The sequence below is a fragment of the Alteromonas sp. ABH4_456 genome (assembly GCF_056160645.1).
This window is the reverse complement of sequence record NZ_JBSWXO010000013.1, coordinates 99,266-125,970: the sequence shown is the minus strand read 5'-3', so window position 1 is coordinate 125,970 and position 26,705 is coordinate 99,266. Positions and strand designations below refer to the sequence as shown.

General features: G+C 48.4%; 23 protein-coding genes and 1 tRNA gene. 12 read left to right on the top strand and 12 right to left on the bottom strand.

All coding sequences use genetic code 11. From position 1 onward, the window contains the following. The 7 genes from ACXAG2_RS17895 to apbC form a co-directional block, all read right to left on the bottom strand. The coding region (locus ACXAG2_RS17895; RefSeq protein ID WP_474869221.1) for an IS21 family transposase at window positions 1-529 on the bottom strand (529 nt) is incomplete at its 3' end. Between the two features lie 343 nt (window positions 530-872). Then, the gene (locus tag ACXAG2_RS17890) at window positions 873-1,274 is read right to left on the bottom strand and encodes a hypothetical protein (protein WP_474869218.1); all 402 of its coding nucleotides are present in this window, start codon (window positions 1,272-1,274) and stop codon (window positions 873-875) included. 219 nt (window positions 1,275-1,493) lie between these two features. Continuing rightward, window positions 1,494-1,570, bottom strand: a tRNA-Pro gene (locus tag ACXAG2_RS17885). Window positions 1,571-1,680: 110 nt separating this feature from the next. Further along, window positions 1,681-3,051 (bottom strand): SLC13 family permease, encoded by a 1,371-nt coding sequence (locus ACXAG2_RS17880; RefSeq protein WP_474846581.1) that lies wholly within the window; start codon window positions 3,049-3,051, stop codon window positions 1,681-1,683. Window positions 3,052-3,115: 64 nt separating this feature from the next. Then, on the bottom strand, window positions 3,116-3,706 hold the full coding sequence (dcd, locus tag ACXAG2_RS17875) for a dCTP deaminase (RefSeq protein WP_119501791.1): 591 nt from the start codon (window positions 3,704-3,706) through the stop codon (window positions 3,116-3,118). Between the two features lie 332 nt (window positions 3,707-4,038). Beyond that, on the bottom strand, window positions 4,039-4,212 hold the full coding sequence (locus tag ACXAG2_RS17870) for a hypothetical protein (protein ID WP_303575601.1): 174 nt from the start codon (window positions 4,210-4,212) through the stop codon (window positions 4,039-4,041). A gap of 95 nt (window positions 4,213-4,307) precedes the next feature. Next, window positions 4,308-5,396, bottom strand: coding sequence for an iron-sulfur cluster carrier protein ApbC (apbC, locus tag ACXAG2_RS17865; RefSeq protein ID WP_303575602.1), 1,089 nt, complete (start codon window positions 5,394-5,396; stop codon window positions 4,308-4,310). Window positions 5,397-5,505: 109 nt separating this feature from the next. Between apbC and metG the strand changes: the two genes are divergently transcribed. Then, window positions 5,506-7,569: a methionine--tRNA ligase gene (gene metG / locus ACXAG2_RS17860; RefSeq protein ID WP_474869215.1), complete on the top strand. Its 2,064-nt coding sequence runs from the start codon at window positions 5,506-5,508 to the stop codon at window positions 7,567-7,569. Between the two features lie 146 nt (window positions 7,570-7,715). After that, complete coding sequence (locus tag ACXAG2_RS17855; RefSeq protein ID WP_474869213.1) at window positions 7,716-8,819, top strand: MBL fold metallo-hydrolase; 1,104 nt, start codon at window positions 7,716-7,718, stop codon at window positions 8,817-8,819. Between the two features lie 10 nt (window positions 8,820-8,829). Here the strand turns inward: ACXAG2_RS17855 and ACXAG2_RS17850 are convergent, their stop codons facing one another. Next, entirely contained in the window at window positions 8,830-9,597 is a 768-nt protein-coding gene (locus ACXAG2_RS17850) for a methyltransferase domain-containing protein (RefSeq protein ID WP_474869210.1), read from the bottom strand. An 88-nt stretch (window positions 9,598-9,685) separates the two neighbouring features. Here ACXAG2_RS17850 and gloB point away from each other — a divergent pair, with 88 nt between their 5' ends. The 3 genes from gloB to ACXAG2_RS17835 all read left to right on the top strand — a co-directional run bounded on the left by gloB (window position 9,686) and on the right by ACXAG2_RS17835 (window position 13,286). Next, complete coding sequence (gloB, locus tag ACXAG2_RS17845) at window positions 9,686-10,483, top strand: hydroxyacylglutathione hydrolase (protein WP_474869207.1); 798 nt, start codon at window positions 9,686-9,688, stop codon at window positions 10,481-10,483. 64 nt (window positions 10,484-10,547) lie between these two features. Then, window positions 10,548-12,227: a lytic transglycosylase gene (locus ACXAG2_RS17840; protein ID WP_474869205.1), complete on the top strand. Its 1,680-nt coding sequence runs from the start codon at window positions 10,548-10,550 to the stop codon at window positions 12,225-12,227. A gap of 6 nt (window positions 12,228-12,233) precedes the next feature. After that, on the top strand, window positions 12,234-13,286 hold the full coding sequence (locus ACXAG2_RS17835) for an ion transporter (protein WP_474869203.1): 1,053 nt from the start codon (window positions 12,234-12,236) through the stop codon (window positions 13,284-13,286). A 48-nt stretch (window positions 13,287-13,334) separates the two neighbouring features. Here ACXAG2_RS17835 and cysS read toward each other — a convergent pair whose 3' ends face one another. Continuing rightward, a complete protein-coding gene (cysS, locus tag ACXAG2_RS17830) occupies window positions 13,335-14,714 on the bottom strand; it encodes a cysteine--tRNA ligase (protein ID WP_474869201.1) in 1,380 nt (459 codons plus the stop codon). 172 nt (window positions 14,715-14,886) lie between these two features. Here cysS and ACXAG2_RS17825 point away from each other — a divergent pair, with 172 nt between their 5' ends. Together ACXAG2_RS17825 and lpxH are read left to right on the top strand one after the other, a co-directional pair. Next, complete coding sequence (locus ACXAG2_RS17825) at window positions 14,887-15,381, top strand: peptidylprolyl isomerase (RefSeq protein ID WP_119501800.1); 495 nt, start codon at window positions 14,887-14,889, stop codon at window positions 15,379-15,381. A gap of 76 nt (window positions 15,382-15,457) precedes the next feature. Further along, window positions 15,458-16,189, top strand: a complete 732-nt coding sequence (gene lpxH, locus ACXAG2_RS17820) for a UDP-2,3-diacylglucosamine diphosphatase (protein WP_474869199.1) — start codon at window positions 15,458-15,460, stop codon at window positions 16,187-16,189. A gap of 492 nt (window positions 16,190-16,681) precedes the next feature. On the opposite strand, the gene ACXAG2_RS17815 is transcribed toward lpxH, so the two are convergent. From ACXAG2_RS17815 to ACXAG2_RS17805, 3 genes are all read right to left on the bottom strand, one after another. Continuing rightward, a complete protein-coding gene (locus tag ACXAG2_RS17815; protein ID WP_474869197.1) occupies window positions 16,682-16,903 on the bottom strand; it encodes a hypothetical protein in 222 nt (73 codons plus the stop codon). A gap of 129 nt (window positions 16,904-17,032) precedes the next feature. After that, complete coding sequence (locus tag ACXAG2_RS17810; protein WP_474869195.1) at window positions 17,033-18,430, bottom strand: S8 family peptidase; 1,398 nt, start codon at window positions 18,428-18,430, stop codon at window positions 17,033-17,035. Between the two features lie 650 nt (window positions 18,431-19,080). Continuing rightward, entirely contained in the window at window positions 19,081-20,451 is a 1,371-nt protein-coding gene (locus ACXAG2_RS17805) for a hypothetical protein (RefSeq protein WP_474869193.1), read from the bottom strand. Between the two features lie 406 nt (window positions 20,452-20,857). On the opposite strand from ACXAG2_RS17805, the gene ACXAG2_RS17800 reads away from it, so the two are divergent. The 5 genes from ACXAG2_RS17800 (at window position 20,858) to ACXAG2_RS17780 (ending at window position 26,681) form a co-directional block, all read left to right on the top strand. Next, window positions 20,858-21,340 (top strand): hypothetical protein, encoded by a 483-nt coding sequence (locus tag ACXAG2_RS17800; RefSeq protein ID WP_474869190.1) that lies wholly within the window; start codon window positions 20,858-20,860, stop codon window positions 21,338-21,340. A gap of 311 nt (window positions 21,341-21,651) precedes the next feature. After that, complete coding sequence (locus ACXAG2_RS17795; protein ID WP_474869187.1) at window positions 21,652-23,235, top strand: alkaline phosphatase; 1,584 nt, start codon at window positions 21,652-21,654, stop codon at window positions 23,233-23,235. 12 nt (window positions 23,236-23,247) lie between these two features. Then, window positions 23,248-25,152 carry an alkaline phosphatase gene (locus ACXAG2_RS17790; protein ID WP_474869184.1) on the top strand — a complete coding sequence of 635 codons (1,905 nt, stop codon included), beginning with the start codon at window positions 23,248-23,250 and terminating at the stop codon, window positions 25,150-25,152. 60 nt (window positions 25,153-25,212) lie between these two features. Then, a complete protein-coding gene (locus ACXAG2_RS17785) occupies window positions 25,213-25,971 on the top strand; it encodes a hypothetical protein (protein WP_474869181.1) in 759 nt (252 codons plus the stop codon). A gap of 80 nt (window positions 25,972-26,051) precedes the next feature. Further along, window positions 26,052-26,681 (top strand): OB-fold-containig protein, encoded by a 630-nt coding sequence (locus tag ACXAG2_RS17780; RefSeq protein WP_119501810.1) that lies wholly within the window; start codon window positions 26,052-26,054, stop codon window positions 26,679-26,681. Window positions 26,682-26,705: the final 24 nt, after the last annotated feature.

Here is a 26,705-nt window from a genome sequence, read left to right as displayed (position 1 = left end):
CCTCTGAGTAGTAATAACTGCTCGCCCCCATGGCCGCCACGAAGATTTGCGCATACCGGATTTCGCCTGTTTGTGGATTCACGACAGGCATAGTTTGTCCCGCATAGTCCACGAATAACACGTCACCTGCCCGGTGATGCTGGCGCATCGAACGGCGCTGTTTCTTCAGCCAGTGCAGGTAACGGTCGCAGAACTGAGAGTAACTGTAACAACGATTGGGGTATTGCTGTGTGTATTCTTCCCACAGCAGTAGTTTGGTCACGCCTTTACGGCTTAATTGCTTACGCAAGTCTGCCCAGTCTGGCTCCTGGAATCGTTTGGCGTGGCGGGTATCGGCTTGCGGGTAGAAACGCCGGGCTAACTGGGCATCATCCAGTTCATCCGGCAGCGGCCAGGACAAGCTCATTACCTTGGCTTTGTTGAGCAGAGTTTGAATGCTGCCAACACTGACTTTGGTGCTGCGGTGGATCTCGCGGATACTCAATCCTGCCGAGAAATGCAGCCTTAAAACCTCTCTGATTTTACGCATTGTAATCCTTTTCAAACCTCACCCTCACTCGCCAACGAAAAGCCAGTGGTTAAGTTATCAAATTAATAGTGATTTCAATGCGTTGAAATGATTCCGGTGTACTTGAACACCGATTCCGGAAATCAGCACAAAAGTGTACTAAATAAATCCGGAATCAGTGTTCAAATGATTCCAGAATAGGTGTTCAAGTGTTTCCGGAATCGCTGTTCAGATCCGGCCGGAATATGCATCAAGATTCATTGAGCATTTGAATACTTTGATTCATGCCGAAAAAATTGTTCGCCAAAGTGTAATTAGACGAACCATGTCTAACCTGTTTTAAAAAAGGGCTGCGAAGCAGCCCTTAGAGTGATTCAACCTGCTCTGTCCACTCATCAATGGCCTCGGTTGAAAAGTAACGATGTTTCGTTACTCCGAAGACATTCTCGAACTCATTATCATCAACTTCATCTGAACTGATAAAACCAACGATCTGAAGCTCGAATAGTAAGAACAATAAGCACCTCTCAGATGGCTCGAAATATTTCTTCCTGAACTCTTCTGGAAGCTGACTAGCGAGACCATCTGAGATAACAAACCCATTAGTAACAAAGTGCTCGTTTTTATGTTCGTACACATAATCCAGGGTTTCTGGATTGAAATACCAACATAAACGAAATTTGTCGGGCCAGGCGGTTCTTGTCGCTCTTTTGAACTGATGAATAAACGTGATTTGCAGGTCACGCGTTTGAGTCTTGTTTGTCATAGTTATGTCCTGATTGGTAAACCTCAGGATTAACTAGTTTCGTGAGAGGAGAATTTTGACAATTGAAGCCGCAGCTTTGGACTAAAAGAACGCGACGCTTTAGCTCGGAAAAGCTAAAACAACAACTACTGTATAATGTGACAATTGTGGGACAGTTTTGGGACGCTCTTTTTACGAGCAATCAATGAGCGGGGTAAGTCATTGAAAAATAGTAGAGATTGGTCGGTGTGAGAGGATTTGAACCTCCGACCCCTGACACCCCATGACAGTGCGCTACCAAGCTGCGCCACACACCGACCGAAAGAGCCGACAAGTCTACTTATTTTTCTTCACTTTGCAACGACAAATATGCGCCGCGATGACTGAACGTCTAAATGATGAGCAAATCCCTGCCGGGACTACGGTTTTAACCCTGTAATGTGAGGTAACACACCACGGTGACGACACTGGCGACGATGACATTCAGCACCATCCCTTCCCTCGCCATGGTTTTAATATCGAATTTTCCGCTGGCGTAGGCAATAGCATTGGGTGCTGTGGCAACGGGCAGCATAAAAGCGCAACTGGCACTGATGGCGGCAGGAATCATCAGCAATTTGGGGTCAACGCCCACGGCGGTACCGGCTGCTGCGAGTATGGGCATAAGTAATGTGGCTGTAGCGGTATTGGAGGTAATTTCTGTCAGGAACGTTACGAACAGGCAAATAGAAAACACCAACAGCAATACAGGTAAGGTAGACAGGCCTGTCAGCCATTCGCCCATAAGCAGACTTAAACCTGAGGCTTTAAACGCTTTGGCGATGCATATACCACCGGCAAATAACAGCAGCATACCCCAGGGGATATCATTGGCTGTGGGCCAGTCGAGTAACTTGTCGTTGTCCGGCTTGCCACTGTTCACCATAAACATGGCAACCACGCCGGCTACAGCGATGGTGCTGTCACTGACGGTGGTGATCCCCAGCCAGCCTGTCCAGAACGGCCTGAAAATCCAGGCCATTGCCACTGTACCGAATATTGCCAGTACCCGCTTCTCAGCCGTGGTCCAGGCACCGGGCTGCGGTAAATCAATGTTGCCGATGCTACCCAGGCCGCGTCCGAGCCACATGGCCATGGCCGGAATTGCCAGCAGCACAATGGGTACACCGGTTTTCATCCATTCAATGAAGTTATATTCACTGCCCTGCGTTTCTTCATACACGCTCATAAAGATGATATTCGGCGGTGTGCCGATGGGCGTACCGACACCGCCAAGGCTGGCTGCGTATGCAATACCGAGGATCAGCACAATACCGAAGCGGGTATGTTTGGTTGCGTTGATGATGGCCATTGCCATGGGCAGCATCATCAGAACGGTAGCGGTGTTACTGATCCACATACTCAAAACAGCGGTGGTCAGCATGAAGCCCAAAATCAGTTTCATGCCGCTGCCTGTACCGGTAAGCCGCAACATATAAATTGCGAAACGCTTATGCAGGTTCGCTTTTTCCAGTCCTTTCGACAACATAAATGCAGCCATCAGCAGTATGATGACATGGCTGCCAAGAGAAGATGCCGCTTCGGCGTGGCTGATTACGCCGGCGAGCGGAAATAGCGCAAAAGGAATGAGTGACGTAGCCGGAATAGGCAACGCTTCGGTTACCCATAATATGGCAACAAAAGCGGTGATTGCAGTTGTGGAGGCAATGTCAGCGGGCTGGCCGGCGAAATGCAGACCAAAGCCTGAAAGCAACGCTACCAGCGCGGCAATGAATAGGGTGAGACTGCTTTTTATCATTACCGGGCTCCGTTTCTTTTAAGACGAAAACTGACAGAGTATTCGGGATTAAACTACGAAAGGCTTATTTATCGTCATCAGATGTAATTCGGCTGGCAACGGCACCGGCCTGACCTTTATATTTGGCATCAGCACGGGCGTTATACGGTTTTTCTGCCGCCTGAGACAACACTTCAAAACTCAGCGCGCCGATTTTCATCATCGGACGCAACGCCAGAGGTAACTTACCACTGTTATAAAACTCAAGCACGATATTACCGGACCAGCCGGGATCAATGCGGTGGGCAGTCACGTGCACCATCAGGCCAAGTCTTGCCAGAGAAGAACGTCCGTCCAGCCAGCCGACAATATTGTCCGGCAAGGTTACCGACTCATGGGTAATGGCCAGTGCAAGTTCACCCGGATGCAGAAAGAATGCCTTGCCTTCAGGCAGCTCAATTTCATCACTCATCACAGAGTTAAGGGCTTCCTGAACTTCGGCTTTAGGTCCGCTGAGATCGATGTAAGGTGCCTGATGGTCTTCAAAAACGCGGAATTTATTCCCCAGGCGCATATCCACCGTCACACCGCTGATTTGCTCATACCCGGGTGTGGGGTCGATTTTAATCTTGCCTTTCTGAAGATAATCGTAAATATCACGATCGCATAAACGCATAACACATGTCCTGAGGAGGGAAAGAAAAGAGCGCGTATTATGCGACTTTGCTTAAAGCCGCACAACCCGCCTTAATCACCGTTTTTCTCAGGCGATGGTATTAATGCTTCTTCTATGATCTGAATTTTTTTAAGGCAAACGTGCAGTAAGGTACTCAGTAACGCAAAGCTTCCCATCATCAGATATAAGGAAAACATTTCAGTGTCACTGTTTTGGGTATAGATGAACAGCACTACGACAATGAAAATTATATATGTAATCTTAAATAAATTAAGCATGCTCAAAGTGTCTTCTCCTTGAAAGAAAGCGCCTGCTTCGCAGGCGACTTTTAATCAGGGTAATGCATAATGCCCGATCACGAGCATCGCACCGCCCACGGCTAATCCGAATATTGCCGTGGCTGGTCCACCGGCAAATCCAAAACCGATGACAGCAAGACCACCGTTATCCCAATCTAACCGGCCACCATTAACCATTGTTAACTCATCTGAATTCAGCTCTTGCATAAATATTCCTTTTTATTTACTGCGAATCATTTCGCTCATATATCTTCACACTTCAATAAATTTCAACAAGTGTCTGGAAGTACAGTTCTGCTCACTTATAACTTTGTCAGCCCGATGGTTTCACCGCGGATGTAACTTTCAGAGCTGCGGGAAGGTAATGTAAGCGCCATTTGCATGGACAATGCGCGGGCAGCCTCACGGTAGATGCCGGCCAGTTCACTGTCCGGTTTATCTGCCACCAGCGGTTTACCTAAATCGGCCTGCTCACGGATGGAGACATCCAGCGGCAATGCGCCTAGCAACGGTAAATTGTAGCGTTCAGCCAGCGCTTTACCTCCGTCCTGCGCAAATAAATAATCAGTGTGACCGCACGAAGAACACTGGTAATAGCTCATGTTTTCAATTAAACCCGCCACCGGCACATTTACCTTGTTGAACATGGAAATGCCTTTTTGCGCATCGGCTACGGCTAAGTCCTGCGGTGTGGTGACAATCACTGCAGCGCTCAGGGGCACCTGCTGTGCCATGGTCAGCTGAATATCACCGGTACCCGGCGGCATATCCACAATCAGATAATCCAGTACCGGCCACAAAGTTTCATCCAGTAACTGTTTCAGTGCCCTGCTCGCCATGGGGCCGCGCCATACTGCCGCGTCTTCTGCCGGCACCAGGTATCCGATGGAGTTCGCCACCATGCCCCAGGCTTTCAGCGGTTGCATATGTTTGTTATCGCCGCTGACCGGATGGTCCTGCGGATTGCCCAGCATGATGGGTACAGAAGGGCCGTAAATGTCAGCATCCAGAATGCCCACTCTGGCGCCTTCCTGCATCAGCGCAAATGCCAGATTCAGACTGGTGGTTGATTTACCCACACCACCTTTGCCGGATGCGACCGCTACCACGTTACGGATATTCGTCACCGGCGCGATAGCGGTCTCAGCACCGCGAACCTGTTGGGAAATAGCCAGCTCCACCAGCGGAAAACCGGCTTGTGTTAATGCCTGTGTGATGGTTTCTCTTATAACGGCATGTTGAGTGAGCGCACAGAATGGCAGTGTGACCGACAAACAGCCGTTGTCTACCTCACACCACGGTTGGGTTTGCTCTGTGGTTAAGGCATAATAATCAGCCAGACTTTGTGCGGCGGTTTGCGCCAGCTTGTCACCCTTTCGGGAAAAGAACATAATTCACCTTTAAAATGCGCGGTCGCGCTATTTACGTAATGCAAAAGCGGCGCGATTCCGCTAGTATTTGCAGCCATTTTTCAACGCTTGAGAACAGAAACATAATACTATGTCTGAAAACACGTCGACTTCTGTTGCCGGAAACAATGCGAAACGCCATATTCTGGTAACCAGTGCACTGCCGTATGCTAACGGCTCTATCCACCTCGGGCACTTACTTGAGCATATCCAGACCGATATCTGGACCCGTTTCCAGCGTCTTCGCGGCAACGAATGCTATAGTGTTTGCGCCGACGATGCTCACGGCACGCCTGTTATGCTGAAAGCACAGGAGCTGGGTATTACGCCGGAAGAAATGGTCGCCCGTACCCGTGCAGAGCACCATCAGGATCTGCAGGACTTCTACGTTGATTACGACAACTATTATGTGACTCACTCGCCGGAAAACAAGGCGTTGTGTGAAACCATTTATAACCGTCTTGATGAAGCAGGCTACATCAGCAAGCGTACCATCAATCAGTTGTATGACCCGCAAAAAGAAATGTTCCTGCCGGACCGCTTTGTAAAAGGCACCTGCCCGAGCTGTAATGCGGAAGATCAAAACGGCGACAGCTGTGACGTTTGCGGCGCTACCTACAGCCCGACAGAAGTGAAAAATCCGCGCAGTGTAGTTTCCGGCGCGACGCCAATACTGAAGGAATCTGAGCACTTCTTCTTTGACCTGCCGCAATTTGAAGGCATGCTCAAGGAGTGGATCCGCTCCGGTGCGATTCAGGCTGAAATGGCGAATAAGCTTCAGGAATGGTTTGAAGACGGCCTGCAGCAGTGGGATATCAGCCGCGATGCACCTTATTTCGGTTTTGAAATTCCTGGCGCGCCGAACAAATTCTTTTACGTGTGGGTAGATGCGCCGGTTGGTTACATGGCCAGCTTCCAAAATTTCTGTGATCAGAATGACGTTAACTTTGACGATTTCTGGAACAAAGACACCGGCACAGAGCTGTATCACTTCATCGGTAAAGACATTACGTATTTCCACTGCCTGTTCTGGCCTGCCATGCTGGAAGGTGCCGGTTTCCGTAAACCTACCGGTGTGAATATTCACGGATTCGTGACAGTAAACGGCGCGAAAATGTCCAAGTCCCGCGGTACATTCATTAAAGGCCGTACCTATCTTGACCATCTGAACCCGGAATACCTGCGTTATTACTTCGCGTCCAAGCTGGGTGACGGTGTAACGGATATCGACCTGAATTTTGCTGATTTTGCCCAGAAAGTGAATTCAGATCTGGTGGGTAAAGTGGTCAATATCGCCAGCCGTTGTGCCAGCTTCATCACCAAACGTTTTGACGGCAAACTGTCAGATACGGTACTGGATAAAGAGCTGATGGCAGAATTCCATGCCGCATCAGAGAGTATCGCCACGCACTTTGAAAACCGTAAGTATCATCAGGCGGTACGTGAAATAATGGCGCTGGCTGACAAAGCGAACCAGTTCATTGATGCGAACGCGCCGTGGGTCACCATTAAAGACGAAAGCAAACAGCAGTTTACCCATGATGTGTGCTCACTGGGTATTAACATGTTCCGTATTCTGGTGGCTTACCTGAAGCCGGTATTGCCAGTGCTGGCAGAGAAAGCGGAAGCTTTCCTGAACGATACGCTGACCTGGGAAAGTACTCAAACTGTTCTGACCGGTCATGAAATCAATAAATTTAAAGCCATGATGCAACGCATCGAAATGGATAAGATTGACGCAATGGTAGAAGACTCAAAAGAAAGCCTGGCTGCAGCAAATGCACCGAAGTTAGATCCTGAAAGCCCGCTGGCGAAAGATCCCATAAGTGAAGAAATTACGTTTGATGATTTCGCGAAAGTGGATTTCCGCATTGCCCGCATCGCTAATGCCGAGCATGTGGAAAAAGCTGACAAACTGTTGCGCTTAGAGCTGGATTTAGGCGGCGAAACCCGTCAGGTATTTGCCGGTATCAAGTCAGCCTATGCCCCTGAAGACTTAATTGGCAAACACACCGTGATGGTTGCCAACCTGGCTCCGCGCAAGATGCGTTTCGGTATGTCTGAAGGCATGGTACTGGCGGCAGGTCCGGGTGGTAAGGACTTGTATATCCTTGAGCCACACGAAGGTGCCAAACCGGGTATGCGCGTCAAATAATGCGCAGTGCTATGGTCACCTGAAAAGGTGACGTCGACAGTAAACGAAAAACGGTGTTCAGATGAGCACCGTTTTTTTATGAATAAAATTCACAGGTCATTGCTTTTCAAAAAGGTATACAGCAAAGGCAGCGGATAATATGCTTTGTGCAAACCCCTTCTGCCTCAGTCACAATGATTTTTGTAAAACCACGGGCCGGGATTTCAGTCAACGTACTGGCCGGCGCAGCATGTCTTCTCACATTTCTTTTAAGCGGCTGCAGTACAGTGCCGTCCTCTCCCGCCACTTCCGTTGATGCCGGACTAAAAGTTTCAGCTCCGGCATTTGAAGTGATCCCGCTGGGTACGGCAGGCGGACTGGATGAAAGCAACTTATCGTCCTATCTGATATCGCGCGGTTACAGCCACCGTTATATCGCGTTCGATGCCGGTTTGGTAATGACCGGCCTGAAAGTGGCTGCGGCAAACGGTGCTTTTGCGACTTTGCCTGTACAAACGGATTTAACTGTTGAGGGAAATGTGCTCACCCGTCATATCACCGGTTATGCACTTTCCCATGCTCACCTCGATCACGTAGCCGGCCTGGTGATTAACGCAACGGACGATACGCCGAAACCTGTTTATGCCATGCCTTTCACTATTAAAACGCTGAAAGAAAATGTATTTAACTGGGCGCTGTGGCCAAATTTTACCAATGAGGGAAGCGGCTACAAACTGAACCGCTACCGTTATACCTACATGCAGGCCGGTGAAGCGCAAACACTGGGTGACACGAGCTGCTCGCTCACCGCCTATCCGCTGTCCCATGCCGGTGCTGACAAGTCTTCAGCGTTTTTATACCAGTGTAATGACAATGCCATCCTGTATCTGGGAGATACCGGGCCTGATGCAGTGGAAGGTACCGGCCAGTTAGCCGGCTTGTGGAAAACCGTCGTACCACTGATAAAAAGCGGCCGGTTAAAAGGCGTGTTTATTGAAGCGTCCTATCCTTCAGACAGAGCGGACAACGCGCTGTTCGGTCATTTAACACCGGCATGGCTGATGCGGGAACTGGACACACTGGCAGCACTTACCGACAGTGAAAATCCGGCAAGCGCATTGCGGGGATTAAAGGTCATTATCACCCATATAAAGCCGTCTCTGAACAAACAGGAAAACACCCTGTTGAAAATAAAATCCGAACTGGAAGCGCTTAATACGCCGGGTGTAACGCTAATTTTTCCAAAGCAGGGAGAACCCTTCTACCTCTGACAACGGCCGGTCAGCCCCGGCTTCCGTCACGGCCTGCAGGGGTTGCATTCTGCACCCGCATACTGGCACCCACAGCGGAGAACCGGGGTTTGAGTTTCCATGCTGGCTTGATGGTGGTCATGGGGATCACCCGTTTACGGGCAAGGATCACATACACCGAGCTGCACCAGGGAAAATAGCGGGTAATGCGGTTATGCCAACTGGCAGGTAGAGAAAACTGTTTTTTAATAAAGAGCATGGAAAACAGAATATGGCGGGTTTCAATAATTTCGTAGCCCAGTAACTGCAACCAGTCTTTTACCCGGCCTGACGAGAAGAAACGTGCATCATGCAGCAGGTTACCCCGTTTCAATGGCAGATATTTGCCGATGCCGGTGAGGCTGTAAGGGTTAAAACCGCTCAGAATAATGTAACCGTCCTGCGTGATACAGCGGTCAACTTCCCGTAATAACTGATGAGGATCCTGGCAAAAGTCCAGTTCGTTTGCCAGCAGAAACCCGTCGATGCTGTTCTCAACGTAAGGCAGTTCGGTAGACAGACTCAGCACGGATGTCGCGTCGATCTGAACGGGTGTCTGACGGATTTGGTGTTTGACGTTGCACTTGCTTAACGCAATTTCACTGCTGAGTGTTCCCAGCTTGACCAGATGATAGCCGAAGATACGGGCAGAAAAGCTGTTACTGACAGTCTGAACAGCATCTTTAATTGCCTCACCTGCCGGTAGCTGAGCCCAGGATTCGGGGTAACCGGGCGGTTTAGAACGGTATGCCAGTCTCATTAATATTCAGGCTGATCCAATTAGTTGCGACACTGCTATCTAATTTCTATAGTATCGCATTAATACTGATAAACAAGCAGGATTCCCCATGAACAGGATGTCTGACGCCCTTCCCGATGGTGTACAAATCAGCGCAATTCCCGCCTTTACTGACAATTATATCTGGTGTTTGCACAATCAAACCCATGCAGTGGTCGTGGATCCGGGCGATGCAGAACCTGTACTGGCATTTTGCAAGCAGAACGGGCTCAGCCTGGAAGCCGTGTTAATCACCCATCACCACCGGGACCATACCGGCGGCATCGCCAGACTGGCCTCCGCAAATCCGTCATTACCGGTTATCGGCCCGACTGGCGGACATATTCGCGGCATTACCCGCTCTGTGGATGAAGGTGATGATATTCATCTGAATGTGGTGAACTGTGCGTTTACGGTCATGGAGCTGCCAGGCCATACCCTCGATCATATTGCATTTTATGGTCACGGACTGGTGCTGTGCGGTGACACATTATTTTCCGGTGGCTGCGGACGACTGTTCGAAGGCTCGCCGGCGCAAATGCACCATTCACTGAACAAACTGAAACGCTTGCCAGATAACACCCGTGTGTTCTGTACCCATGAATACACACAGGCCAACATGCAATTTGCCCTCGCGGTAGAGCCTGACAACGAAGAATTGCAGCAACATGCGAACCTCGTAGAAAAGCTGCGGTCTGAAGACAACATTACCCTGCCCTCCAGCATGCAAAAAGAAAAGGCCATCAACCCCTTTCTGCGCAGTCACAAACCTTCAGTGGCAACCGCTGCATCACAGTGGCAGGGAGAAGAATTAGATGACGATACTGCGGTATTTGCTGCGCTGCGGCGCTGGAAAGATGAGTTTTGATGCAATTGACGGCAACAATCGTTACACTATCACGTTCGAAGTTTATTTGCGGGGCACTTAATTAATGAAATCAGCACTGGGCCTGATTGCCAGTATCGCGCTTGCTGGCATGCTGAGTGGTTGTGAAACCACCGGTGAGAATGACATTGCCAGTGAGCAACCGCCTGAGTATACCGAACCTCAGGGCTCAGACACCTGTGAAGTAGGTCAGACGACCATTGACGACGAGCAGGACTGTCAAATCGCCAAAGAAGGTGTTATCGAAGTTGTGCATCCTGTTGAAGATGTGGACGAGGCGCTGGATGAAGCGGTTGAACCGGAAGAACCTGAAGACGTTGTCATTGATGATGTGTGGACCCGCGCGGCTGCACAGATGGCCTTTGAGATCCCCGATGACAAGCGGGTGACCAGCCAGCGTAACTGGTATCTGAAGCACCCTGAATACATGGCACGGGTGGTTAACCGTGCACGTCCTTTCCTGTACTACATCACTGAAGAAATTGAAAAGCGGGACATGCCGCTGGAAATCGCACTGCTTCCTGTCGTGGAAAGTGCTTTTGACCCCTTCGCATACAGCCATGGCCGTGCTGCCGGTATGTGGCAGTTTATTCCGGGCACAGCGAAACGTTTCGGGATCCGCCAGACCTGGTGGTACGACGGCCGCCGGGATGTGGTAGCATCCACACAGGGCGCGCTGGATTACCTTACCTACCTGAATAACATGTTCGACGGCAACTGGTTACATGCCCTTGCGGCGTATAACAGCGGTGAAGGCCGCGTACTCAGAGCCATCAAACAAAACCGTAAAGCCGGTAAACCTACAGATTTCTGGTCGCTGGATTTACCCCGCGAGACACGCGCCTACGTACCGAAACTTCTCGCTCTTGCTGACATTCTTAAAAACAAAGAGCAGTACGGCTTTGCCTGGCCTGCTGTTGATAATGTTGAAGTGGTAAAACTGGTGGATATCGGCTCACAGGTAGATTTGGCGTTTGCTGCCGATCTTGCCGATATGGAACTGGAAGACTTGCATGCCCTGAATCCCGGCTTTAACCGCTGGGCAACCGATCCTGACGGCCCTCATCAGTTGTTGCTTCCGGTTGAGAAAGCAGAACAATTTACTACAGAACTGGCGTCCGTTGACCGTCATGACCGCCTGAACTGGGTGCGTCATAAAGTGAAAAGCGGAGACAGCCTGCTGCGTCTGGCAAAGAAGTATCATACGACAGCTGACATCATCAGAAGGGTCAACAGTCTGTCGGGTAACATGATCCGCGCCGGTGACTATGTCATGGTACCGGTTGCTTTAAAAGAACTGGATTCTTATTCTTTGTCACAGGATCAGCGTCTGGCTTCGTTGCAGAACAAGCCCCGTTCGTCTATGAAAGTGACACATAAAGTCACCTCCGGCGATACCCTGTGGGATTTAGCCGTTAAATACAAAGTCAGCACCCGTGACCTGGCGAAGTGGAATGGTATGGCGCCGGCAGATCCGCTGATGCCCGGTAAAACCCTGGTGATCTGGCAAGGTGGCGATGCGCCGGAGAAGTCCTCCGCTTCCATCATCCGCTCTCTGACTTACACAGTTAAACCGGGAGACAGTCTTTCCCGTATAGCCAGTAAGTTCAATGTTAAAATCTCAGACATCACCAACTGGAATAATTTGAGCAAAAACCGCTATTTGCAGCCCGGTCAAAAACTCAAATTACACGTGGATGTGACGAGACTGAAAAATGTAGGATAAGCCACCATGCTGAGAATTAACTGGGACAACTTACGGAAAAGTCATGAAACGCCCTGGTTAATTCTTGATTTGGTTATGTTGGGTTTATTGCTGGTAAACCTGGCCTGGCTGCTCTTCGATGCCCTCTACGGCACTGCCGTCATCCACCAGCAACTGGAAATTCTGCTGCCGGGATTTACCGGCACCTACGACCCCATCCATAAAAATTTCATTCTTGTCGACCTGGTATTCATTGCCATTTTCTTTGTTGAGTTCTGCTTTCGCTGGGTTGTGTCAGTGGTGCGGAAAGAGCATTTGCGCTGGTACTTTTTCCCCTTTCTGCACTGGTACGATATTATCGGTCTGATCCCTCTCGGGGCAACCCGCATTTTCCGTTTCCTGCGTATCTTTTCGATTTTGCACCGGCTGCATAAATTCGACATCATCGACTTAAACCGCACCGCTATTTTTCGTTTCTTCCGCTTTTATTACGATGTTTTTGTGGAAGAGCTGTCTGACCGCATTGTCGTTAAAGTGCTCAGCGATGTACAAAAAGACATTTCTGCAGGGTCACCACTGGTTGACGATATCACCCGTCAGGTGCTCGCCCCCCGCCGCCCTGTTCTGACTGAATGGGTTGCCGGTGTACTGAATCATTTCGGTCAGTCCATCAGTGACGGCCATTATGGTGAAGCGATCCGCGAACACGTCAGACGGTCGGTAGGCAAAGCGGTGAAAAGTAACGAGCAGGTATCGACTCTGCACTATATTCCGGTGGTGGGAAAAACCATTGAAAGCACACTGGAGTCGGCTGTTACCGACATCGTGACCGCATCCATTATTAACTTACTTTCTGACATCGACGCCCACAAGATTGATCATTTTGTAGAAGCCGGTTTACACGATTACACACCGGTCACAGATGATTTGGATAAAGAGGTGCTGGGAGTGATTAACGAGTGTCTGGAGTTGGTGAAAGCCCATGTAGCTCAGCAGCGCTGGAAAACCGAACTGGCTGAAAAGAACCGGCCGGTGCCTGATGCCGGCATTGAAAATCAAACAAAAGGCCCGTTGGAATAATCCGACGGGCCCTTTCATTCAGCGCATATTATAAGGTGCTGTAACTTGTCAGCCTTTACGCCAGGTCGTTCCGGCCGGCCCGTCTTCAAGGATAACATTCATTGCCGCTAATGCATCACGGGCAGCGTCAGCAGCAGGCCAGTCTTTCGCAGCACGGGCATCGTTTCGTTGCTTGATAAGTGCTTCAATTTCGGCGCTCTCATCATCATTGCTGCCGCCCTGTAACCAGGTTTCCGGCGCGGTTTGCAAAATACCCAAAATCGCTCCCAGGCCTTTCAGTACCGCAGCCAGCTTACCGGCTTCTTCCGCACCGGCTTTTTGCTTATTGAGATCGCGGGCCAGGTCAAACAGGACAGACATCGCTTCAGGCACATTCAAATCGTCGTTCATTGCCGTTTCAAAGCGCTCAAGGTATCCGCCGTAAGACAAATCAGTGGCAGAGTTTATATCCACACCGCGAAGAGCCGTGTACAAACGTTCCAGCGCTGATTTTGCCTGAGTGATATTGTCCTGCGAGTAGCTCAGCTGACTGCGGTAATGGGCCGACATCAGGAAAAAGCGCAGGGATTCTGCATCGTGTTCCTGCAATACATCACGCAGGGTAAAGAAGTTGCCCAGCGACTTGGACATCTTCTCATTATCAACCTGCACCATACCGGTATGCATCCATGTGTTTACATACGGCGTATCAAAGGCGCAGCGGGATTGAGCCACTTCATTTTCGTGGTGAGGGAAGGTTAAGTCAGAGCCTCCGCCGTGAATATCAAAGTGTGCCCCCAGGTGCTTGTGATTCATGGCAGAACATTCAATGTGCCAGCCGGGACGCCCGTCGCCCCAGGGCGAAGTCCAGAAAGGCTCTCCGGCTTTGGCTTTTTTCCACAGTACAAAATCCAGCGGATCATCTTTACCCGCCGCCACTTCAACGCGGGCACCGGCCTGTAACTGTTCCAGGTTTTGCTTGCTCAGTTTACCGTAGTCACCAAACTTACTGACATCAAACAGCACATCACCGCTTTCTGCTACATAAGCAAAGCCTTTATCCAGCAGCTTTTCAATGATATCCACAATTTCAGCCATGTGCGTGGTTACACGGGGCTCGATATCCGGCTCAAGTAAATTAATGGCAGCGAAATCTTCGTGCATCATGGTGATGGTACGGGCAGTCAGTTCACCGGTGGTTTCACCATTTTCATTCGCTCTGGCAATAATCTTGTCGTCTACGTCAGTAATGTTACGCACGTAATTCACATCAAATCCAAGATGGCGCAGATAACGCACCAGCACATCAAAGCTTAAATAGGTACGGGCATGCCCCATGTGGCTGAGGTCGTACACCGTGATACCACACACATATAAACCCACGCATCCTTCTTTCAGCGGCACAAAAGGGGCTTTTTCCCGGGTCAGTGTGTTGTAAAGGTGTAGCATGGTTGTCCTCGTTTTTTAGCTCAGGATTCAAATTCGGGGCGAAAGTGTAGCACTACCCGTTGCGGTCGCACAGGTTTTGCCGCCTTTTAACAGTGATTAATTTAACTCACGGAGGAAATCAGCTACCATTACCCCACTTTAACCGCCGGGACACAAGATAAGGGGCGAATTCATGGTTACGTTAAAAACAAATTACGGTGACATCACACTGGAGCTTTTTGCAGATAAGGCACCGGCAACCGTTGAAAACTTCTTAAACTACGTAAAAGAAGGCTTTTACGACAACACGATTTTCCACCGTGTTATCGACGGTTTCATGATTCAGGGCGGTGGTTTCACACCGGATATGGATCAGAAATCGACCAACGCACCTATTGCCAATGAAGCGAACAACGGTGTTGCCAATGAAAAAGGCACTATCGCCATGGCACGTACAAATGATCCGCACTCAGCGACTGCGCAGTTCTTCATTAACGTGAACAACAACGACTTCCTGAACTTCTCCAGCGAATCAGTAAACGGCTGGGGCTACTGTGCATTCGGTAAAGTGTCTGAAGGCATGGACGTGGTTGAGAAAATCAAAGCTGTGAAAACCGGCACCAGTGGCTTCCACCAGGACGTACCTGCAGAGCCCGTTGTTATAGAAAAAGCGGTTATTGCTGAGTAATCCGGCGATACCTTTGTTCAGAGACAGTTCCTGCTGTCTCTGATCCCTCTTCTCCCATATTGTCACACTTAGCTGCATGCCATTTACTTACTTCATTGCCGATATTCACCTGAGCGAAGACCGCCCTGACATTACTCAGTGTCTGATGATTTTTTTAGAAAACGAAGCGCCACAGGCTGATGCACTCTACGTGCTGGGTGATTTGTTTGAAGTGTGGATTGGTGATGACAACAAGACACCTTTCAACGACGCGATTGCAGCCGCATTTAAACAGGTCAGTAAAACCACGCCGGTATTTTTCATTCACGGCAACCGTGACTTTGCAATCCGTCAGGAATGGGCAACGCAGGCAGGTATGACATTACTGCCCGAACAAGCTGTCATTGATTTATACGGCACCCCTACCCTCATCAGCCACGGTGATGAGTTATGTACAAAAGACATTGCCTACCAGAAATTCCGTAAGAAAAGCCGCAGCTGGTGGTGGCCACGGCTTATGCTGGCATTGCCACTTTCATACCGCCGTAAGGTCGCTGAGAACGGACGTAAGCAAAGCAAGTTAAACCAGCAGGGTTTGAAACCTGAAATCATGGATGTAACGCCACAAGAGGTAGTGAAAGCCATGGAACACTTCAACGTACAGCGAATGATCCACGGTCACACCCACCGCCCCTCCATCCACGCGCTGAAAGCCAACGGCAAACCCGCTACCCGAATTGTGCTGGGCGACTGGTACGATCAAGGATCGGTTTTAAAAATCAGTGAAACGGAAGTTACCTTGCAGCAGCGGGATTTTCTTATTTCTTGACAGTGGTAGAACCCCAGCAATCTAGACAATATTCAGTTATTAAAACAAATACTGTTTATGAAAGTTATAGGCCGGAATATGAACAAAGTGATCGTTTAGCCGAATGTCAACTTATTTGTTGTTATGATCAGCAATTCGTTCGTAATTGATATTTAGTTATCGCTACGGCAGCGACCGCACACGTAAAAAACTGTTGTACTTTTAAAGAACCTAAATCAATAGCTTTTGTCACTTAACAGCCAGATAGCCTGTTGAAAAGTCGCAGTGTTGAGAAGCACAAAAAGCAGCTCTTCAGTGCTTTTTCCGCCGAGCTTCCGAGAGACATGAGTGGCAAGATAACTTATACCGTCTCCTGCTTAGAGCCCCCCACAGAACTCGTGAGCTTTGAACAGTCAACATTAGGCTCCGTTTCAAAATGGATCCTACCCAAGTTGTATGGACCTATTAATAAACGTATTGGATGAATTCAGTCAGTTTATGCGAGGATAGTCACTAATAGCCGGTGAGATCAGAGTCGGGGTAAATATCAATAACATTGGGTAAATTTCTGATTTCGCTTTCAGCGTCACTGGGTGCCTCGATATTGACCACAACTTCATTGTCTCCTAGGGGGATGGTGATAGCGCTGGCTATCTGACCTAAGTTTGCGTCTCTCAACTGCGAAGCTAACTGGTCGATATTGCAATTAGTGTTAACGGTTAACAGCCATTTCATACGATCTGCGTCCAAAGGTATTCAGTAGTAGTATAGCCGAATATCACTGACGTAGCTTAACTGCGGATGTAAACCCGTCAGCGAGTGTTTGTTTCCAGAGCTACAGATTATAACAACTCGCAACACTGATTATAGTGCGCCACGTTGTAGTAAAAAATAACTCGCTGCTGCGTTAATTACGCCATACCCGGTATCGGTGTCCCAACCCGGTGTTCCAAGGTTGTATGCCCCCATAATCAAAACGCTTTTAAGTTCTTCCGGGGTCAAATGGGGAAAAGCGCTCATAAGCAAAGCCGCTACACCGGCCACCACCGGAGTAGCCGCTGAAGTACCGCTGTCAAATCCTGGGCGCGTGCCGCCTGGCCGCCCCGGCCCAAAATTAGCAAATAAATGCGTATAACCAGCAACATCAGGTTTGTAATGTTCAAATATGCCTGGCCCCTGCGACGAGTAGCCCACCCGCTCATGGCGACTGTTTACGGCTGCCACGGTAATTACCTCCTTGAGGCTATTCGCGGCGTGGATTGAATTGCCCCGCCCTATTCCGGAAGGATGGCAATTACCACTTGGGCACTGTTCACCACAGTTCCCAGCGGCATAAAGCGCAGGACAACCAGAGGCCACCACCTCACGAACTTTGCGATTGACCGGGTGATTAATATCCCAGATTTCGTGGCGAGGGTAACGCGTAGAACTGGGAATTCCGGTATAGCCATAACTGTTGTTGGAAAGATGCGGAGTGCCATCAATACGGCGCTGGTTAAGGATCGCCTGCAGCATACTCATTACCCCACCGGAATTAGCTATCCCCAAAAACGGATAGTCGTATAGTTTGGCTGCTGGGGCGGCAACTAAAACATCTGCTGCACACATAGAACCATGACTGGTTATTGAAGCCTCTCCAGGCTTTAACCTGGCATTTTCTGCGCTAAAGCCACCCACAACCGGATAAACCTCACCGTTAACGCCTTCATCAATGATTCCTACTACCATGTTCTGGCCTCGAAAACCACGTTGCCAAATAGCGTCAGTTCCCAATAGTTGCCTAATGTCTGCAATGGTAGCCCCTGGCCTGAACGGTCTGCAATCGACACCATTAGCCGAATTAGCCTGATCAAACAGATGAGCGGGCTTTAAGGTTTGTTCATCCGGCGCACCGCACTGGCAAGACTGTAATGGTGATACGGGTGAGTTGGGCCATACTATAACGTCATCACGACCATCCAAGTTTGCTAATTGTTTCCGGTTTACCTCGCAGGACACCACCATCGACTTCGCCCGCATATCATCGTTGGTTTCTGATACACCAAATGCAGCAAGCAAACCAACATTGCCCTCGTCGGTATCATCAAACATTGGTATAGGCGCAATATCGTCTAGAACATCAAGTCCTTGGGCAGGTAAATTGGCAATTAACGATTCGGCCTTCTCAAATGCATCAAGCGTTGAACTAGCTTGAGCTGCATGTAACGAAAATGCGTTTTGAACGGGGGTGTTTACTTCTAATAACACACTAACTTTACTCATTATAAACTCCCTTCTTATTAATAGATTTAATGATAGCAGCAGCAAATTGATGCCTTCTTCACTACATCTAAACGAGAGACGTCATTTGTTGCCAGCAGCGTAAAACCAGAAAACACGGCTATTGGCTCGTATACAGCGTAAGGACCTCAAAATATGTCGAGCGAATTTAACTGACTGGTTTGATAAAAATAAGTGCAGTTAAGCAGGTCAAACTCTCACAATTTTTCATAAAACCAATATCGATCCGATATAAACCATTCATCTCATAATAACTTGATTGTCATACAGACCACCTAATCTGTTTCGCAGTCTGGGTGGGAACCGATACTTTCAGGGACGAGAAGATACACCCACCGCCCTGCCATCTACGCGCCTAAAGCCCGCTACTCGTATCGTTCTGGGCCACTGGTACGATCGAGCATCGGTTTTAAAAATCAGTGGAACGGACGTTACGTTTCAACAACAGGATTTTATGATGCCCGAACGGGAATAAGCCTGAAACGGAATTCAGTTCGCCGGAAATAGATGGACAATCAAAAAACTAACTAATTTTTAATGTTAAAAGCAGCCGCCCCAAAATCGTAGGATGTCTCGGAATTTTATTAAAAAACCAAATATTCTCACAGCATTCTGAAGCCTGAGACATTTAGTTATTCAAAAGTAAATCCAACTGCAAAAAACCAACTTGGTTTGTAGGTAGATTCAACGAGTTGTTCGTGAGTAAGTTCCGCGTTAGTTAATACTGGGGTTTCGTCATTAAAATCGTGAGAAACTTCATACGCGCTGTATTTTCCGTTCAACTGTTGCTCTTTTGTCATTGCCAAACCCAATGTAAAAGTAATATTTTGACCCAAGGTATAACTACCACCGCCTAAAATTCCTGGACGCTCTGGATCTAGGCTTAAGCCAGCTGACACTCCCCATGAATTGCCGGTTGCTCGGTAGGTTTCTGGCTGCAAAATATATGTAAATAATCCAGCAGGTAAATAATCTGCGCCACTATTATCATACTGGCGCACAATATAACTCCCATCCTCATCACCATATGATTCAGTGTAATACTTCTTCGATGATTCGGGTGATATATACACATAACTAATATTGTACAACCAGACAACAGGCGATTCCTGCTCCCATATATATGTCCAAGTTTTGATGTCTCCAAGATAATTTCGGGTCAAGGTATACTCAAGGGTCTTACCTGCTTCAAATATTAGATTTTTTTGTGATGTGGTTTTTGCAAGTTCACTATCAACCATAGTGGCAGCTTGCACGCAGTCTTCAGATACTTCTAGCCAATTGTAATTTTCCACTTGTTGTTGAGCTAATTGTTGAGTAACATTTTGCCAATCTGGCTCTGACATATTCGGATTTTTCAAAAAGTTGTATTTAATGAACTCCACGATATCAGAATAGGTACCTTTTTTTGCAGACAGATACCGGTGTTGAGAAACTTTCACAGACTGGATAGCTGATGCAAGATTTTTTTCATCTTTTATTTCAGTAGCATAAAGTGAATCGAGCGGAATTAACATCTTTAAGTGACATTGCTTATAAATTTCTCTAAAGTATAACGTATAAAGAGCTTTTAGGATTTCATCGCTGTTATTCACAGAATCTTTTTGTGATTTAACCTCCTCTGAAAATTGGTTTAAATCATTAGAAACTCTCATACTATTTTGACTGGCAGTGGCCAGCGCCCCTTCAGTTGTCTGAGCGCTGTCACTCTTAGATTGTGCAGAGGTCAGCCCTTCAGGTTTGGTAAGCTTTTCTATTGAAGGATAATAACTTTTAACAGTTGAAGAATAATCAGCTGCCGGTAACATGTTTTTCATTTCTAACACAATATCAGTAACACCACTTTTACGCTTTATAGTACTTTTCTCCGGCGCAACAGCCAAATCAATGGGAATATTTTCAGTACTTGCGTTTACTTTTCCATTAGGCAGAAAAAGCGTTATCCCAACCAGAATTGGCAGAATGGATGAAATTATGTAAGACTTTGAAATTGAATGATCCATAGGTATTCCTAATTCTTTCCTTGAAAATTTAATGAATCGGAAAATACTGCTCAGCTCTCTCCTTAATGAGGCATTAGAAATTAATCCAACATTCTTGTAAATCAGTATACGACGAATTAAAACCTATGAATACAACCCATACAAGGTAATTTCGCGGATTAATTTCGAAAAAACTAATACTTTTAAACTAAAATTTATTCATATTTTTAAGAAATCCAATATCTCAGACTACACTTAATCGAAAGTAAAGTGGATAATCGATTAATACCTGATTATTCACATACTATCCACCGCGCGAACAAGAACAGAATATTTTCGCAAATGAATGACTGTCATCGCCGTTTTTTCCTGCTTGACCTGCCTGTTAATTTATACAAAGCTAACAATATGAAGAATCAAAAGGATTTTGATTGTAGGGAAGCGCGCTGGTTTCATTGAGTTTGTGAAAAATCACTGGGAGTTTCTGGCGGTGGGCAGTCTGATTGCGATTTACCTTTTACACGGTCAGTATCTGCAGGCTGTCGCCTCTACAATTATCTCCCAGCCGAGGAAAAGCGACTTTTTGTTTGTTGATTACTATGAACTGGATAGATCCAGTGACATTAAATATCGTTTTGTGCCCTTAAAAGTCATTGCAACAGACGAGCAAAATATTACGGTAGCGGTAGGAAATATTGGTTTCAGTGAACCCGTATCGCCTGAAACTCACATCAAATTTGATAAACCACTCCTTCTCAGAAATTATTACCGGAAAAACCATCTTCAGTTCAGTCGCAAAGAACTGAGTTCAATGTACGAAAACGGGGTTATTTATGACGCCCGCCGCCCTCAAAACATCTACATAAGCGGATGGATCGTGATTAAATTAAGCGAAGTGTACACAGACTGAAAATAAGCAGAGGTAATTGCCTGAGACCAGTCATTTCTTTACTGCGCCCCTCAAATAATCAGTTAAAACAACATGTTATGTTATAACATTTTTCATAAAAACGACATCAATCCGACATAAATCATTCATCTCAGATTAACCTGTTCGTCATACAGGCCGCCTACTCTGTTTCACCGTCCGGTCGGGGAACCGATACTTTCAGGGAAGAGAGGTTACACACATCACCTGCCTGCTTCCCGCTCCCTGCCGCAGACACACGGCTGCTTCTGTCTACAGCGCCGGTAATCAAAAACATAATTAGGAATGTCATAATGAAATTTAACTGGAAAGCTTCTGTCAGCGCTCTGGCTCTGGCGGTTTCAACTGGTTTGCAGGCGGATGTGCTCCCTGCTTACCAGTCTGAAAGTGCCTGGTTCACCGACGCACAAACCAAACTCACTGAGAAACTGGAAACCACCAATAATTTTAAAGCCAAAAACGTGATCCTGTTTGTGGGTGACGGTATGGGTATTTCAACGCTGACTGCGTCACGTATCCGTAAAGGCCAGTTGGCGGGCAACCCCGGTGAAGAAGGTTACTTAACGTGGGAACGCTTTCCCGGTACTGCACTGGTAAAAACCTATAACGTAGATGCCCAGACTCCGGATTCAGCTGGTACGATGACAGCCATGATGTCAGGACTGAAAACAGACGTGGGTGTAATCGGTGTAGATGAAGACATCGAACGTGGCGAATGTTCAACAGTTGCCGGCAATGAAGTGATTACCGCACTGGAACTGGCTGAAATTAAAGGACTGTCTACCGGTGTGGTATCAACTGCCCGCCTGACTCACGCGACGCCTGCAGCCACTTATGCCAAATCAGCAGACCGCAACTGGGAAGACGTATCTGATATGCCGGAAGCGGCAGTCACAGCCGGTTGTGCTGACATTGCCGACCAGCTGGTACATTTTGAAGATTATCTGGAAAGCCGTTACACCGGTATAGACGTTGACGGTATTGATGTTGCCATGGGCGGCGGCCGCCGTCACTTCCTGCCGAATGATGCTGCGTTTAACAGCAATGACGCGGTAAGTGAAACAGAAGGCGACCGTACTGACAGCCGTGATTTGACTGCTGAGTGGCAGGAAATGTACAGCGATGGTGTTTACGTAACCGATCAGGCCGGATTCGATGCGGTGGATGCCGCTTCCACGACCCGTCTGTTTGGTCTGTTCAACGAATCTCACATGCAGTACGAGGCAGACCGCGCCAACGATGTTGCCGGTGAGCCTTCCATTGCAGAGATGACTTCTAAAGCAATCGACATTCTCGATAACAACGACAAAGGCTTCTTCCTGATGGTGGAATCAGGTCGTATCGACCACGCTCACCATGCAGGTAATGCCTCCGGTGCACTGTCTGAAACACTGGCGTTTGAGCAGGCTATCGAAGCTGCGGTAGCGAATACCGATCCTTCAGAAACACTGATTCTGGTCACGGCTGACCACGGCCACGTGTTTACTATTGCCGGCTATCCTAAGCGCGGTAACCCGATCCTGGGCAAAGTGGTTAACGTAGGTGCTGATGAAGCGGCTACTGCTGCTGACGGCATGCCTTATACCACTGTGGGCTACATGAATGGTTTCGGCTTTAACGATTTAGGTACAGAAACCGATTCTGACGCTATCTACAGCGAAGAAATCAATGCTGGCCGTATGGATATTACCAGCGTGGATACCACTGCTGCAGGCTACCACCAGGAAGCGCTTATCCCGCTGTCTTCAGAAACTCACTCCGGTGAAGACATTGCCCTGCACGGCACAGGCCCAGGCAGCCAGTTAATTCAGGGTGTCATTGAGCAAAGCGTTGTATTCCACCTGATTAACCAGTCTCTCGGACTGATTGAAGAATAAGAAGAGGACATCATGAAAGTATTTAAATATAGCCTTTTAGCCATGGCCATGGCCGGCCTGACCGCTTGTTCTCTTGACGGTGATGATGGCGCTGACGGTACTGACGGCAGTAACGGATTAAACAGCCTGACGGTACAAACTGAACTGGCCACCGGCGATGCAAACTGCCCGAACAGTGGCGTACGTTTTGATTCAGGCCTGGATGCTGACGGAGACGGCGCTTTAAGCGACAGCGAAATTTCTGAAACCAGTTTTGTATGTGTACCGGCTAATGCAGAAGTGGCTACCAGTGAATTGCTGACCAGCCTGAACAACGAATATTTTGTTGCCGGTCAGGCGGAAGTTGAGGCGGCCAAAACCACCTGGCTGAATGCGACCGGCACAACCTCTGTGGACGGCGTTCAGACTATTACCAGCAATAGTACAGTGACCAAACATGCTTCTGTGGAAGGGGCTGTTGCATCGCTGAAAGGTAAAGCGAAAAACGTTATCCTGTTCGTCGGTGACGGTATGGGCGTGTCTACTGTGACGGCAGCCCGTATCATGGAAGGCCAGATGAACGGTGACAACGGTGAAGAGAACCAGTTGAGTTTCGACCGCTTCCCTTTCGCCGGTTTATCAAAAACCTATAACGTTGATGCACAAACGCCAGACTCAGCGGGCACCATGACCGCAATGATGAGCGGCGTGAAAACCGATGTTGGCGTAATTGGTGTAAACGAAAATATTGTTCGCGGTGACTGCAGCACCGTTGCCGGTAATGAGCTTGTAACGGCGCTGGAACTGGCGGAACTGGCCGGGAAATCTACCGGTATCGTGTCTACTGCACGTATCACTCACGCAACGCCTGCGGCGACTTACGCCAAATCAGCTGACCGTAACTGGGAAGACGATGGCGACATGTCTGCTGAAGCTATTACTGCCGGTTGTACCGATATTGCCGCGCAGCTGGTTGGTTTTGAAGCAGCTACAGAAGCACGTTTTGGTGCAGACATTGACGGTATCGAAGTCGTTATGGGTGGCGGCCGCCGCTCATTCCTGCCTAAAGATGCTGCGTTTAACAGCCCCGACGCTGTCAGCGCTGTTGAAGGTGACCGTACAGACGGACGTGATCTGACCGCAGAGTGGTCTGCGCAATATCCTAATGGTGTTTACCTGTACGATCAGGCCGGTTTTGACGGACTCGACACAGAAACCACTGAGCGTGTTTTCGGCCTGTTCAATGAGTCGCACATGCAATACGACGCAGACCGCGCTAACGATGTAGCCGGTGAACCGTCAATCAGTGAAATGACAGAAGCTGCGATTAAGATTCTGGATAACAACGATGACGGCTTCTTCCTGATGGTGGAATCCGGTCGTATTGACCATGCCCACCACGCCGGTAACGCCTACGGTGCACTGACCGATACAATTGCCCTTGCTGATGCGGTAGCTGTAGCTGATGAGTTAACGGATGATGAAGATACATTAATCATCGTCACTGCCGACCATGGCCACGTATTTACCATTGCCGGTTATCCGAAACGGGGTAATCCGATTTTGGGCAAAGTGGTTAATGTAGGCGCAGACGAAGCTGCAACTGCAGCTGACGGTATGCCATACACCACGGTTGGTTACATGAACGGTAACGGCTTCCGTGACCTGGGTACCGAAACCGATGCAGACGAAATCTACAACTATGATGTCAACGCCGGCCGTCAGGATCTGGCTGATGTTGATACCACTGCTGCCGGTTTCCACCAGGAGTCTTTAGTCCCGCTTTCATCTGAAACTCACTCAGGTGAAGACGTTGGCATTTATGCAAAAGGCCCTGGCGCATTCCTTGTCAACAGCACTAACGAGCAAAGCGTTATCTTCCATGTGATGGATTTTGCCGGAAGTCTGATTGATGACGCAGAAGCGGCTATCGAGTAACAATAAGCTCTGAATACAGGGACGTCCGTCTGGTCGTCCCTTTTTTGCTGGTAATAAATAATGAAACAATCTCACACTTTTCTCTGCGGACTGCTCTTATCCGCATCTACTTTGTTTACTTCAGTGGTAACTGCCGCAACGTCTGAAGAACCGGCTCAGTGTGATGCTGAAAAGAACTGGGTGAAAGCAGACTATACCCTTACTGAGACGACCAACGACAAAGTTCGAAGCCGTTCACTGACCTTATGGCGAAAACCTGATGTGGTAGCACACCAGTATCCTGCCAGCGACATCACGCAGGTTTGGGAACATGTGCATGAACGGGTAAAACAAACGCGCTTTTTTGATGCTCACAAACGGGGCATTGAATATCAGCCCGGCGAAAATATTCATGGTCGCGTTGATAACGACTGGGAATACCGCAATCAGCTGGTTAAGCAGGCCTTTATCGACGGGCTGGAGAAACAGGATTCACAAGGGTCAGGCTGCGATATCCGTACCCGTTATACTGCCGGCAGTGAAAACGGGTATATCGAGCTGGTATGGGCAGACAACCTGCAACTGATTGTCTCGTTCACTGTGACTAAAGGCGAACAGAAAATGCACTGGCAACAGCAATCGCTGTCTCATGAACAGGCAGGCATCAACGCATTTTTTGCAAGTCGCTACGGATATCAGACAACTGATTATGCCGATATTGGCGATGATCATACCGATCCGTTTCTCACCAACATGGTACACCAGGGCTTTATAGAAGCCGGTGCCAGTGGTTTTTACAATGCCAGCGGTGAAGCCCTTGAGGGATCTCACCTGCACTAAAGATCGTTGTAAACTCCTCGCAATTTGATAAGAATGTGTTATAAAAATAGCAATCAGGATTCATCAAGGATGGTGAAAAAATGTCCACATTCTTCTTTCATGATGCCAACTTTCTGTTCAGTGCAGCAGTTGGCATTGTCATCTTACTGTTCATTATTGAACTACTCGGCATGGCACTGGGGATCAGTTTATTAGGCATTTTCGACGATATGCCTGAACCCGACCTTGGCGGTGGTGAGTCTGTGTCAGGGCTGGCCGCCCTTACCAACTGGCTGTCGCTGGACAAATTACCGGTGATGATCTGGTTCATTCTGCTTCTTACCCTGTTCGGACTCACCGGCTACATACTGAATCTGTCTTACGCCAGCTTTCTGGGTGGACGCTTCTTACCGCCGGCGGCTGGTGTTCCAATCGCTATTTTCGTTTCCCTGCCCCTCACCGGCCGGCTTGGCAGCGCACTGGCAGGTCTGTTACCAAAAAATGAAAGCAGTGCCATCGACAATGATGAATTTGTTGGCGCTGTAGGAGAAATCACCATAGGCGTTGCCCGTAACGGCAGTCCGGCGGAAGCGAAATTTACTGATCGTTACCGCCAGGTTCACTATGTACTGGTTGAGCCTTTTGAAAGTGATGAAACCTTCACCCGCGGAGAAAAAATCATCCTCGTAAAGAAAAGCCTGCATAGTTGGCTTGCTACCCGATATAAATAACCCTGCAGCAATAAGGAAGTTGTA

Excerpts from the sequence above, each read along its gene's own strand:
- ACXAG2_RS17795 (WP_474869187.1), top strand. The coding sequence starts at position 21,652 with ATGAAATTTAACTGGAAAGCTTCTGTCAGCGCTCTGGCTCTGGCGGTT.
- ACXAG2_RS17785 (WP_474869181.1), top strand. The coding sequence starts at position 25,213 with ATGAAACAATCTCACACTTTTCTCTGCGGACTGCTCTTATCCGCATCT.
- ACXAG2_RS17870 (WP_303575601.1), bottom strand. The coding sequence starts at position 4,212 with ATGCAAGAGCTGAATTCAGATGAGTTAACAATGGTTAATGGTGGCCGG.
- ACXAG2_RS17780 (WP_119501810.1), top strand. The coding sequence starts at position 26,052 with ATGTCCACATTCTTCTTTCATGATGCCAACTTTCTGTTCAGTGCAGCA.
- dcd (WP_119501791.1), bottom strand. The coding sequence starts at position 3,706 with ATGCGTTTATGCGATCGTGATATTTACGATTATCTTCAGAAAGGCAAG.
- ACXAG2_RS17810 (WP_474869195.1), bottom strand. The coding sequence starts at position 18,430 with ATGAGTAAAGTTAGTGTGTTATTAGAAGTAAACACCCCCGTTCAAAAC.
- lpxH (WP_474869199.1), top strand. The coding sequence starts at position 15,458 with ATGCCATTTACTTACTTCATTGCCGATATTCACCTGAGCGAAGACCGC.
- metG (WP_474869215.1), top strand. The coding sequence starts at position 5,506 with ATGTCTGAAAACACGTCGACTTCTGTTGCCGGAAACAATGCGAAACGC.
- ACXAG2_RS17805 (WP_474869193.1), bottom strand. The coding sequence starts at position 20,451 with ATGGATCATTCAATTTCAAAGTCTTACATAATTTCATCCATTCTGCCA.
- ACXAG2_RS17825 (WP_119501800.1), top strand. The coding sequence starts at position 14,887 with ATGGTTACGTTAAAAACAAATTACGGTGACATCACACTGGAGCTTTTT.
- ACXAG2_RS17835 (WP_474869203.1), top strand. The coding sequence starts at position 12,234 with ATGCTGAGAATTAACTGGGACAACTTACGGAAAAGTCATGAAACGCCC.
- gloB (WP_474869207.1), top strand. The coding sequence starts at position 9,686 with ATGAACAGGATGTCTGACGCCCTTCCCGATGGTGTACAAATCAGCGCA.
- ACXAG2_RS17790 (WP_474869184.1), top strand. The coding sequence starts at position 23,248 with ATGAAAGTATTTAAATATAGCCTTTTAGCCATGGCCATGGCCGGCCTG.
- ACXAG2_RS17840 (WP_474869205.1), top strand. The coding sequence starts at position 10,548 with ATGAAATCAGCACTGGGCCTGATTGCCAGTATCGCGCTTGCTGGCATG.
- ACXAG2_RS17890 (WP_474869218.1), bottom strand. The coding sequence starts at position 1,274 with ATGACAAACAAGACTCAAACGCGTGACCTGCAAATCACGTTTATTCAT.
- apbC (WP_303575602.1), bottom strand. The coding sequence starts at position 5,396 with ATGTTCTTTTCCCGAAAGGGTGACAAGCTGGCGCAAACCGCCGCACAA.
- ACXAG2_RS17880 (WP_474846581.1), bottom strand. The coding sequence starts at position 3,051 with ATGATAAAAAGCAGTCTCACCCTATTCATTGCCGCGCTGGTAGCGTTG.
- ACXAG2_RS17850 (WP_474869210.1), bottom strand. The coding sequence starts at position 9,597 with ATGAGACTGGCATACCGTTCTAAACCGCCCGGTTACCCCGAATCCTGG.
- ACXAG2_RS17815 (WP_474869197.1), bottom strand. The coding sequence starts at position 16,903 with ATGAAATGGCTGTTAACCGTTAACACTAATTGCAATATCGACCAGTTA.
- cysS (WP_474869201.1), bottom strand. The coding sequence starts at position 14,714 with ATGCTACACCTTTACAACACACTGACCCGGGAAAAAGCCCCTTTTGTG.